This window comes from Vicinamibacterales bacterium (genome assembly GCA_036496585.1).
Classification (GTDB): domain Bacteria; phylum Acidobacteriota; class Vicinamibacteria; order Vicinamibacterales; family 2-12-FULL-66-21; genus JAICSD01.
The window spans coordinates 1-10,667 of the sequence record DASXLB010000002.1 but is presented as its reverse complement, the minus strand read 5'-3'; the positions used below and the strand labels follow the sequence as shown (position 1 = coordinate 10,667).

The following is a 10,667-nucleotide window of genomic DNA, read 5'->3' as shown; positions in this document are numbered from 1 at the left end:
ATCCGGTCGAACAGCCGCGAGCCGCGCTGGATGATGTCGACGTGACCGTTGTGCAGCGGGTCGAACGAGCCGGGATAGATCGCGATCCTGTCAGCGTTCATAAAAAGACAAGGCGCTGTCCCCGGCTTTCACCGTGCGCCGCACCTGCAGTCCGTCGACGGCCGCCGGCGCCGCGAACCGGCTTGCGTGTTCAACGATCAGGCGCGTGGACGGTCCCGCCAGCGGCGCCGCCGCGGTCAGCGCCTGTTCCGCGGCGTCATGCGCATACGGCGGGTCGACAATGATCAAATCGAATGACCGGTTGCCCAGCCGCGCCGCCACGATCATGAAGTCTGCGCGGATGATAGCACGATCGTTCGCGCCGGACGGCCCCAGCGCGGCGAGATTGGTCTCGATGAGTCGCACGGCGCGCGGGTCGCGTTCGACGAACGTCACGTGCGCGGCGCCGCGGCTCAGCGCTTCGATGCCGACCGCGCCGGTGCCGGCATAGCCGTCGAGGACGCGCGCGCCGTCGATGACCGGCGCGAGGATGTCGAAGAGCGTTTCGCGCAGGCGATCCGAGGTGGGACGCAGACCGTCCCAGGTGGGCGAGGTGAGCGTGCGGCCTCTCCAACGTCCGGCGACAATTCTCATCGTCCGAGCCGCCGTCCCTACCCGATTCCCACCAGCCCGAACCGGTGTTCCCAACTGGTGTCGACCAGCGCCGTGAGCGCGGCGGCCTGGTCGGGATCGTCGAGCGCGGCGACGGCTTCGCGCCTCGCCTCCTCCATCAGTGCCTGATCGCGCAGCAGATCCCCGACCCGCAGCGTCGGCATGCCCGACTGGCGCGTGCCGAAGAAGTCGCCGGGCCCGCGCAGCTGCAGGTCGCGCTCGGCGATCTCGAAACCATCGGTCGTGTCGGTGAGGGCCTTGAGCCGATCGCGCCCCTGTTCGGTCAGCGGCGCCTGATACAGGAGAACGCAGTACGACTTGTGCGCGCCGCGGCCGACCCGGCCGCGCAGCTGGTGCAGTTGCGAGAGCCCGAAGCGTTCGGCGTGCTCGACCACCATGACGGTCGCGTTGGGGACGTCGACTCCCACCTCGATCACTGTCGTCGAGACGAGGATGTCGAACTCGCCGTGGACGAATGCGTTCATCACGCGATCCTTGGCATCCTGCTTGAGCCGGCCGTGCAGCAGTGCGACGCGGAACTCGGGAAAGATGTCGTTGGCCAGGTGGTCGGCCATCCCGGTGGCGGCCTTCAGATCGACCTTCTCCGATTCCTCCACCAGCGGATAGACGACGTAGGCCTGACGGCCCTGCTCGATCTCGCGCCGGACGAACGCATAGATTTCGTCGCGCCGCGACTCAGGCCGGGCGGTGGTGGCGATTGGCTGCCGGCCCGGCGGCATCTCGCGCATGATCGACACGTCGAGGTCGCCGTAGGTGGTGAGCGCGAGCGTGCGGGGGATCGGCGTCGCTGTCATCACCAGCACGTCGGGATGCAGCCCCTTCCCGCGCAGGGTAGCGCGCTGGAGGACGCCGAAGCGGTGCTGCTCGTCGATGATCGCCAGCCCGAGCTCGCGAAACGCGACGTCTTCCTGCACCAGCGCGTGCGTGCCGATCACGAGCTGGAGCGATCCGCCCGCCAGCTCGGCGAGGACTTCGCGGCGCTTCCTCGCCGGCGTGGCGCCGGTCAACAGCGTGAGCCGGAAGCGCGATGGCTCGAGCAGCCGGCGGATGTTGAAGAAGTGCTGCTCGGCGAGGATCTCGGTGGGCGCCATGAACGCGACCTGGAGTCCGTTCTCCATGGCGACCAGCGCGGCCATCAGCGCGACGATCGTCTTGCCGGATCCGACGTCCCCCTGCAGCATCCGGTTCATCGGCTGCGGCCGCTGCATGTCGGTGACGATCTCGCGGATGGCCTGCTTCTGGTCGCCGGTCAGCTTGAAGGGCAGGACCTTGCGCACGGCGTCGCGCGTGGCATCGGTGACGACGACCGCGCGCGCCTTGCGCTCCGTGTCGGCGCGCCGGCGCCGCAGCACGATGCCGAGCTGAAAGAGGAAGAACTCTTCGAAGATGAGACGCCGGTGCGCCGGCGACCGGAACGCGTTGAGCCCGCCGACGTCGGCGTCGGCCGGCGGAAAGTGCACCAACTCGAGCGCCGCCCGGCGGTCGATGAGCTGTTGACGGCGCCGCACCACCGCCGGCAGCGGATCCGGCAGCTCCGCGGGAAGTCCCTGCAGCGCCTGATGCACGAACCCCCGCTGCATCTTCGCCGTCAGCGTTCCGGTCTTCTCATAAATAGGAACGATCCGCCCGGTATGAACCGTCCCGACATCCCCTTCGGTTCCTTCGGTTCCTTCGGTTCCTTCGGTTCCTTCGGCACCCTCGGTTCCTTCGTGTCCTTCGCCTCCTTCGTGTCCTTCCCCTCCTTCGGCGGCTTCGTACTGTGGCGACTGCATCTGCAAACCGTGTGAAGTCAGTTCGAGCTTGCCGAACAGGATGATCCGCTGGTGGGGCCGGAAGACGTCCTTCAGGAACGGCTGGTTGAACCAGATCGCGCGGAGGCTGCCGCTCGGGTCGCGCAGCAGCAGCTCGAAGATCTTGAACCGGGGACGCCGCGTCGGACGCACGCCGCAGGCGAGCACTTCGCCGGCGACGGCGGCCGCCACGCCAGGACGCAGCGAGGCGATGGGCTGGAAATGGCCGCGGTCTTCGTAGCGGACCGGAAAGCGATACAGAAGATCTTCGACCGTCGAGAGGCCGGCGCGCCGCAGGTCCGCGGCCCGGCGTGGCCCGACGCCCTTCAGATACTGCAGCGAGGCCTGAAGCGCATCACTGGACAATCGTCGCAACGCCCTGCCCGACCCGGATCTCCTGGATCGCGGCGGGCAGCTGGAAGGGGTCGTCCATGTTGATGCCGTTGGGCGTGTCTTTGGTCTTCGAGTAGTACGAGACCAGTTCCTGCAGCAGCGACTTCGGGATCGAGAGACCGGAAATCTGCGCCGACTCGAGCTGGAAGCGGCCGACGCCGTTCTCGGTGGTCAGCACACCGGCGGCGGTGACCGGCAGCTTGCCCGTCAGATAGCCGAGCGGATCGGTCCACGCGCGCTTCTTCTGCATCCGGACGGCGTCGAGGTCGACGGTCGCTTCGCCGCTCACGCGTCCGCTGCCGACCGAATGGAGCATCGGATCCGCGATCCCGACCGGCACTTGCGCGCCGGCGAGGAACTTGAGATACGAGTTCAGCTCCTCGTCGGGGAACTGGGTCTGGCGCGGAGCCATCTTCGGCTTCCGCGGCTGCTCGGCGTTGTGCTGAATCTGGGTGAGCTTCGCCTGGAACTTGAGCGCGTCGGCCCGCGAGAGCGGCCCCGGCGGCGCCAGCCACACGCCGGCGCAGCAGATCAACGCGACAAGGGTGCGAAACACTGATCGATTGTAATGTGAGTTGGCGGCCCAATGGGCCGTCAGGAGGCGCCCATCGCGCAGCCTCCATCGCGAAATCGGCAGTCCTACCGGCCTTTTGCCGCACCCCTGGCGTTCTGGCGCGCCCGCATCAGCAACTCCACCTTCTGCTGCTCCATCCGCTCCTCGAAGAGGCGGAAGCGGCCCTGCTGGCGCACGTCCAGAGTCTCGTCGATGGCGTCGTAGGCCTTCCGAACTTCGCCCGCGGCGCGATCGTCTTCATCGCGGAGCGCTTTCAGACGCTCGGTGATGGTGGCTTCATCGGCGGAGGTCGCGTTGGGATTGGTCAGCCGCCTGATGTCGGCGAGGATCCGATTGCGCGCCTGCTGATGTTGCCGGCGCGTGTCCTGCAGCGCCTTCAGCCGGGTCACGAAGCGCCCGTACTGGCTCTCTGAAAGGTTGAGCGCTTCCTGCGCCTGGAGGACGGTGAAGGCCTCGAACCACTTCTGGACCTGGCCGGCGGTGAACGCTCCGTCGGGCACCGCGGTGCCTGGCGGCGGCGCGTCGGCTCTGGGCGGCGCCTGTGGCGTCGCCTGGGACGCGATCGCCACAGCGGGCGGCGCCGCCAGCGTGCAGGCAGCCGCCAGGGCGACCGTCGCGAAGATCAGCCTCATGCGCACCACCCTCAATCGCCTGCGCCCCGCAGCTGCGACTGTAGCAGGCGGCCGAGCTCGTTCAATTCTGCCGGCGACATACGCTGCACGGCGCGATCGATCGCGGCCGTGCCGACATGCAGGCCCGCATCGTGCGCGGCCTCGAACGGCATGTCGGCGGCGACGGCCGTGAGCATCTCCCAGGCTTCGGAATTCTCGGAATCGCCGCCGAACTCGATCGGGGCGGGCAGCGCGACCGCCGCCACTGGCCGCGCCGGCACCTCCAGGGGACGCGGGCGATCGACCGTTACGAACACGGCGGCCGTCAGCGCCAGCGCCGAAGCCAGCGGGACGAGCGTTTTCGCTCCCAGGAGGCCCGACCACGACCGCACCCGCCACCACGGCCGCATCGTCTCGTGCGCAATCCGCGCCTCCACGTTGGCGCGCAGGTGCTGCCAGTACAGAGGCGACGGTTCCGGTACGTCGATGCCGGCCGCCGCGTCGAGCGTGGATCGCATCCGCGCGGCCTGCTCGCCGCACCGCTCGCACGACGCCAGATGCGACGCGCGCGCCGCCGGCAGCGTGCGATCGGCCGCGTCCACGAACTCGGCGGGAGAGAGGTGCCTCATGACAGCAGCTTCCTGAGATTGTTGATCGCGTGGAAGAAATTCGCCTTCACCGCGCCCACCGAGCTGCCGAGGATGCCGGCGATCTGCTCGTGCGGCAGCTCGTGGTAGACGCGCAGCACCAGGGTGGCGCGCTGCTTCCGCGGCAGCCTGGCGATCGCGGCGCGGACGTGCGCGGCCCGCTCTCCGCGCAGCAGCGCCTCCGCCGCCGTTTCCTCGCGCGAGGCGATCCGATTGTCGTTGGCCGCGAGCAGCGGATCCAGCGGCTCCACTCGGCCTTTCGCGCTTCCCACCTTGGTCAGGCAGACGTTGACGCCGATCCGGTAGAGCCAGGTGCCGAGCGACGCCTGGCCCTTGAAACCCTTGAGCCCTCGGTACGCCCGAATGAAGACGTCCTGGCTCAGATCGTTGGCGTCTTCGTGATTGCCGGCAAATCGGTAGCAGAGCTGGTAGACGTGGCGTTGATGACGTTCGACGATGAGATCGAACGCTTCGCGACGGCCGTCGAGGCAGGCCTGCACGAGCTCGGCATCGGTTGGGCTGGCGACCGTCACCTTACAACCGGGCTCCTTTACCGTCCAGGGAAGCGCCCGCGTGAACATACGTCATAGCTTTAGACTGCCAGGAGGGGCGAAAGTTATACACAGCGGTTACCTGCGGATTGACTTTCGCTTTTTCTTTGCATATAGTCCCGCCCATGCTGCCTTTGACCCGCCGTCAACGGGAGATTCTCGACTATCTCAACGACTTCATCCAACAGCACGGCTACGCGCCGAGCCTCGAGGAAATCGGGCGGCGGTTTGGCCTGTCGTCGCTTGCCACGGTGCACAAACACCTCACGAATTTGCAGGAGAAGGGCTTCATCAAGCGTGCATGGAACCGCAGCCGGTCGGTCGAGCTGGTGTCCTCCCGCCTCGGCGGACGCGCAGTCGAGCTGCCGCTGCTGGGTTACGTGGCGGCCGGGGTCCCGATCGAGGCGATTGTGGGCAGCGAAACCATCGCCGTCCCTGAGGATCTGGTTGGCCGGCGCGACACCTACGTGCTGCGTGTCAAAGGGGACTCGATGATCGACGAGCAGATCCGCGACGGCGATTTCGTCATCGTCGAGGATCGCCGCACCGCCGAGAACGGTGAAATGGTGATCGCGCTGCTCAACGGGTCGGACGTCACCCTGAAAAAGCTCTATCGCGAGCAGGGGCAGATCAGGCTGCAGCCGGCCAATCCGGCCATGCAGCCCCTTGTCGTACCGGCCGATCAGGTGCAGGTCCAAGGGGTCGTCATCGGCGTCATGCGGCGGTACTAGGGCCGGCCGCGCGGCCGAGCGCTCCCGGAAAGACGATACTGAGAGCATGAATCAGCCGAAGCAGATCAATTTCACGATCGTTCCCGACGACGATGGCCGCACGCCGCGCACCTACGCCAACTTCTGCGCCATCTCCCACACGCCCTTCGACTTCACGCTGTCGTTCTGCGAAGTGCAGCCTCTGTCGACGCGGGACGTCGAGGCGGCCGAGGCCGAGCACATCGTGAAGGCGCCGGTTCGCGCCAAGATCGTGCTGCCGCTTCAAGTGGTGCCCAACCTGATTGCCGCACTGCAGGAGCACATGCGCGTGTTCTCGGAATCGACGGGCGGCGCAGCGCCGTGGGGCAACGGACCCGTCCACTAATCGTTGCCGGCTGCTCACTGATCACTTCCCTCGCCTGAAATAGTGGAACAGGTGCTCAGGTGCTCTACACCCACGTCGAGCTCGACGCGTTCTTCGTCGCCGTCGAGCGTGCGAGGCGCCCGGATCTCGCCGGGCGGGCCGTCGTCATCGGCGGCGGCCCCGGCAGCCGCGGAAGGGTGGCGTCCGCATCGCGCGAGGCGCGGCGCCGCGGCATCCGCGCCGGCATGCCGCTCGCGCAGGCCGCGGTGCTCGCGCCCGAAGCCGCGTTCGTCGATGGCGCGTTCGATGGGTACTTCGCTGCGTCACTCCAGGTTGACGCCGCGATCCGCCGCGAGTCGGCCGACGTCGAGTGGTTGTCGGTCGACGCCGTGGCGTTCACCGTCGGCGATGACGGCCTGCAGGCCGTGGAGGCCGTACGGCGGGCCATCGAGGCACTCGCATTCGACGCCTCATACGGCGTGGCCCGTTCGAAACTGGTCGCGCGAATCGCCGCGCAGTTGGGTCGGCCCCGCGGGATGGTCCACGTCCTCGACGGCTACGAGGCCCGCTTCCTTTCCCCGCTGAAGATCGACCTGCTCCCCGGGATCGATCCCGGGGCTGCTCGCAGGCTTCGGGCGGCGGGAATCCGCCGCCTAGGCCAGGTGGCGAAGCTCTCGGACGCGGCCCTGCGGGGGCTCGTCGGACCAGGCGGCGCGCAGCTGCGCCGCCACGCGGCCGGCCTCGACCGGGGCGTGATTCGGCGGACTGCCCTGCCACCGGCGCGAATCGCGGACCGGCCGCTGACGCCGGCGACCGCCGATGCGGACGCCGTGCGGGGTGCGCTTGCCGCCGAAATCGATCGCGTCGGCGGCGATCTTCGCGCACGCGGCGTGCTGGCTCGCACTCTGACCCTGCGCGTTCGCTTCGCCGACGGCCGTGTCGACTCCCGCACGGCGCAGCTGCCCGAGGTCTCGGCCCTCGACGGCGTGCTCGACGCCGCGGCCACGGCGCTGCTGCTGCGTCTCTGGGACGGCACGCGTCTCGTGCAGGCGCTCGGCATGTCGTGCGGCGGGCTGGTGGCGTCCCGGCGTGCGCCGGGGCTCTTTGCCATGTAGTGTGTCGTGTCGCAGGAGCGCCGACGCCTATCGGCGCGATTGCCGCCGCGAAGGCTCCGGCAGCTCGCGCGCGATCATCACTTCGGTCGACTTGATGATGCCGATCGCGTCGTCGCCACGCTTCAGGCGCAGTTCCTGGATGGCGTCGCGCGTGATGACGGCGGTCAGCGTCTGATCGCCGATGCGAAGGCGGACCTGCGCGAGCAAGCCGTCCGTGCGCACCTCCTCGACGAACCCGCGCAGCTGGTTACGGCCGCTCAGCGCCACGATCAGACCGGTGGCGCCGGCGCGCGCGCGGCCGCGCACCGGCTTCGGCTGCCGCGCCAGCAGCCGGTCGACTTCCGTCTCCCCGACCCGATGATGGCCGCCCGGCGTTCGCGTGGTGCGCACGAGACCCTGGCGGATCCAGTTCTTGAAAGTGGAATACCCGACGCCGAGCCGCGCGGCCGCGGCGCGCGCGGTGATGTGGTTCATGCAGACGATATTAGCCGATTCGAGTCGGGTTGAATTGCGAATCGAGGCGTCGGTAGACTCGGTCGATGCACATCGTCCTCTGGCTCAGCCTGATCGCTGCGGTCCCGCAACCTGGATCGGGAGCGTTGACCGGCGTCGTGACCGACAGCAGCGGTTCGGCGCTGCCAGGCGCGTCAGTCGCCGTTTTCAACGTCGGCACGGGCCTGCGCCGCGAGCTCATCTCGAGCGCCGAGGGCGTGTTCGCCGCGTCCAGCCTGCCGCCTGGCGAGTATCGCCTCGAGGTCGCGCTCGACGGCTTCTCGAAGGTGTCGCGAACCGGGCTGCGGGTGGCGACCGGCGAGGCGACGCGCGCCGACGTGCAGCTCTCTCCCGGCAGGATCAGCGAGTCGGTGACGGTCGCCGCCCCGACGCCGGTACTGCGCACCGAAACGGCCAGCCTCGGGGCGGTCGTGCCCCACGAGCGGGTCACTGCCCTGCCGCTCAACGGCCGCACCTTCATCACGCTCGCGTCGCTTGCGCCCGGCGTGGCGTTGCCGCCCGGCTCCCAGTTGCCGCGCATCAACGGCGGCCGCCCGCGCACCAACGAGTACCTCTTCGACGGCATCTCGCTCGGTGCTGCAGCCCGAGCCCGGACAGGTGGCGCTGTTCCCGGTCATCGACGCCATCGAGGAATTCCGCATCGAGAGCAACAGCCCGGCCGCCGAATTCGGGCGCTTCAACGGCGGCGTCATCAACCTGACGACCCGGTCGGGCGCCAATACCCCGCACGGCAACGGCTTCGAGTTCTTCCGCCACGAGGCGCTCAACGCCCGCAACTACTTCCAGCCCGACGGGCCAAAGCCCGACTACCGCCGCAACCAGTACGGCGGCACCGCCGGCGGGCCGCTGCGCAAGGATCACACGTTCTTCTTCATGGACTATCAGGGACAGCGCCAGAACATCGCGCGCACCGTCATCTCGACCGTGCCGACGCTGCTGCAGCGGCAGGGGATCTTCACTGAAGCGATCGCCGGCAAGGTGCCGGCGATCTTCGATCCATCTTCCGGCAGCGTGCGGACGCCGTTCGCCGGCAACGTGATTCCGGCGTCACAACTCGATTCGGTCGCCGTGTCGCTCCTTCAGCACTATCCCCTCCCGACATCCTCGGGCACGGCCAACAATTACCTCAGGACCGCGCCGGAAGTCGACAACCAGGACCAGTGGGACGCGCGGATCGACCACGCACCCACGGCGCGCGATCACCTGTTCGGCCGGCTCTCGTACTTTCATGACGACTTCACACCGGTGACGCCGCTCCCCGACGGCAGCGGCGTCACGAGCGGCACACTCGGTCCGCAGTTGACGACCTCGTGGGCCTTCGCGTCGAACTATCAGCACACGTTCACTCCGGCGCTCCTGAACGAGGTTCGAGTCGGCGACACGCGGCGCAGCGTCGATCGCACGGCGGCAACACTCGACACGCCAGCCGGCGAGGCGCTGAACCTGCCGGGGATTCCATCGACCGCGCGCTTTCCCAACACGCTGCCGACCTTCCTGATCAGCGATTATCAGCAGCTCGGATCGCCCGTCAACACCGCATCGACGTTTGCCACCAGCGTTACCCAGGTGGCCGATACGCTCAGCTGGGTCAAGGGCCGACACCTGGTCAAGGCCGGGATCGACTGGCGGTGGGAGCGGCTGAACGTCATCCAGCCGCCGTCGCCGACCGGCTCCTTCACGTTCAACGCGATCGGCAGCGACCAGCCCGGGGTGACCGGCAGCGGGACGCCGTTCGCCAGCTTTCTGCTCGGCCAGGTGCAGGCCTTCTCGATCGATCTCCAGCACGACGAGATCCGCGAGCGTGCGCACTCCCAGGAGTACTTCGTCCAGGACGACTGGAAGCTCACGCCGAGCCTGACGATCACCCCGGGCCTGCGCTACACGCTGAACTTTCCGTCGACCGAGATCAACGGACAGACGGCGGTCTTCAACCTGGCGACGCAGGTGCTCGACTATCCCGGCACCGAACCGGTGCGGCCGCTCCAGAAAGACAACTTCGGTCCGCGCTTCGGAGCCACCTGGCGCGTCACCGACCGCACGGTGGCGAGCGGCGGCTACGGCTTGATCTGGATCGAGATGGCCGGTATCACGACGCCGTTCACGACGCCGACCTTCCCGTTTCTGCAGACGGTCTCGCAGCGCGCGCTCGACACCGTCTCGCCCGCCTTCGCCCTGCAGAACGGACCGAGCGTCGCGCCCCTTCCTCCAGGTCCGCTCACCGGACTCGGCCAGGGCGTGTTCACCGTCGACTCGACGCTTGGATCCGGCTACGCGCAACAGTGGAACGCCTCCGTACAGCGCGTGCTGACGTCGAACCTGACGGTGGAGGCCGCCTACGTCGGTTCGATCATCACGCACGTCGGCATCCCGGATACGAACATCAACCAGCTGAACGCCGACGAGCTCGGCATTGGCGCGCCGCTGCTCCAGCGCGTGCCGAATCCCTACTTCGGCCTCATTCCGCGATCCTCGTCGCTCGGCGATCCGACCATCACGGTGGCCCAGCTGATGAAGCGCTTTCCCGAATACACGACCGTCAGTTTCTACCGCAACAACGTCGGCACGACCCGGTATCAGGGCCTGGAATTGAGCCTGCGGCAGCGATCGACGCGCGGCCTGTCGTATTCGGTCGCCTATACGCGATCGAAGCTCCTCGACGACGCGTCGTCGGTGTTCGACGCATCGATTCTGACCGGACCGATCGCCAACTATCCGGTTGCCGACAGC

General features: G+C 68.0%; 12 protein-coding genes. 4 read left to right on the top strand and 8 right to left on the bottom strand.

Features of this window, described 5'->3' with window-relative positions; all coding sequences use genetic code 11:
• Nucleotides 1–90: 90 nt before the first annotated feature.
• The 6 genes from rsmD to VGI12_00300 form a co-directional block, all read right to left on the bottom strand.
• On the bottom strand, nucleotides 91–633 hold the full coding sequence (rsmD, locus tag VGI12_00325; protein HEY2431084.1) for a 16S rRNA (guanine(966)-N(2))-methyltransferase RsmD: 543 nt from the start codon (nucleotides 631–633) through the stop codon (nucleotides 91–93).
• Between the two features lie 17 nt (nucleotides 634–650).
• Complete coding sequence (gene recG / locus VGI12_00320) at nucleotides 651–2,837, bottom strand: ATP-dependent DNA helicase RecG (GenBank protein ID HEY2431083.1); 2,187 nt, start codon at nucleotides 2,835–2,837, stop codon at nucleotides 651–653.
• Nucleotides 2,818–3,411 carry a hypothetical protein gene (locus VGI12_00315; protein HEY2431082.1) on the bottom strand — a complete coding sequence of 198 codons (594 nt, stop codon included), beginning with the start codon at nucleotides 3,409–3,411 and terminating at the stop codon, nucleotides 2,818–2,820. Before VGI12_00315 ends, recG begins: the two co-directional genes overlap by 20 nt.
• A gap of 83 nt (nucleotides 3,412–3,494) precedes the next feature.
• Nucleotides 3,495–4,061 carry a hypothetical protein gene (locus tag VGI12_00310; GenBank protein ID HEY2431081.1) on the bottom strand — a complete coding sequence of 189 codons (567 nt, stop codon included), beginning with the start codon at nucleotides 4,059–4,061 and terminating at the stop codon, nucleotides 3,495–3,497.
• Between the two features lie 11 nt (nucleotides 4,062–4,072).
• Nucleotides 4,073–4,669, bottom strand: coding sequence for a hypothetical protein (locus tag VGI12_00305; protein HEY2431080.1), 597 nt, complete (start codon nucleotides 4,667–4,669; stop codon nucleotides 4,073–4,075).
• Complete coding sequence (locus VGI12_00300; GenBank protein ID HEY2431079.1) at nucleotides 4,666–5,220, bottom strand: sigma-70 family RNA polymerase sigma factor; 555 nt, start codon at nucleotides 5,218–5,220, stop codon at nucleotides 4,666–4,668. The genes VGI12_00305 and VGI12_00300 overlap by 4 nt, the downstream gene beginning before the upstream one ends.
• A gap of 107 nt (nucleotides 5,221–5,327) precedes the next feature.
• On the opposite strand from VGI12_00300, the gene lexA reads away from it, so the two are divergent.
• The 3 genes from lexA to VGI12_00285 are packed head-to-tail and all read left to right on the top strand — an operon-like array spanning nucleotide 5,328 to nucleotide 7,427.
• The gene (lexA, locus tag VGI12_00295) at nucleotides 5,328–5,969 is read left to right on the top strand and encodes a transcriptional repressor LexA (GenBank protein ID HEY2431078.1); all 642 of its coding nucleotides are present in this window, start codon (nucleotides 5,328–5,330) and stop codon (nucleotides 5,967–5,969) included.
• A gap of 46 nt (nucleotides 5,970–6,015) precedes the next feature.
• A complete protein-coding gene (locus VGI12_00290; GenBank protein HEY2431077.1) occupies nucleotides 6,016–6,333 on the top strand; it encodes a DUF3467 domain-containing protein in 318 nt (105 codons plus the stop codon).
• A 59-nt stretch (nucleotides 6,334–6,392) separates the two neighbouring features.
• The gene (locus VGI12_00285; protein HEY2431076.1) at nucleotides 6,393–7,427 is read left to right on the top strand and encodes a hypothetical protein; all 1,035 of its coding nucleotides are present in this window, start codon (nucleotides 6,393–6,395) and stop codon (nucleotides 7,425–7,427) included.
• Nucleotides 7,428–7,454: 27 nt separating this feature from the next.
• Here VGI12_00285 and VGI12_00280 read toward each other — a convergent pair whose 3' ends face one another.
• Nucleotides 7,455–7,901 carry a TOBE domain-containing protein gene (locus tag VGI12_00280; GenBank protein ID HEY2431075.1) on the bottom strand — a complete coding sequence of 149 codons (447 nt, stop codon included), beginning with the start codon at nucleotides 7,899–7,901 and terminating at the stop codon, nucleotides 7,455–7,457.
• Nucleotides 7,902–7,911: 10 nt separating this feature from the next.
• A complete protein-coding gene (locus VGI12_00275; protein HEY2431074.1) occupies nucleotides 7,912–8,505 on the bottom strand; it encodes a hypothetical protein in 594 nt (197 codons plus the stop codon).
• A gap of 8 nt (nucleotides 8,506–8,513) precedes the next feature.
• Between VGI12_00275 and VGI12_00270 the strand changes: the two genes are divergently transcribed.
• The coding region (locus VGI12_00270) for a TonB-dependent receptor (protein ID HEY2431073.1) at nucleotides 8,514–10,667 on the top strand (2,154 nt) is incomplete at its 3' end.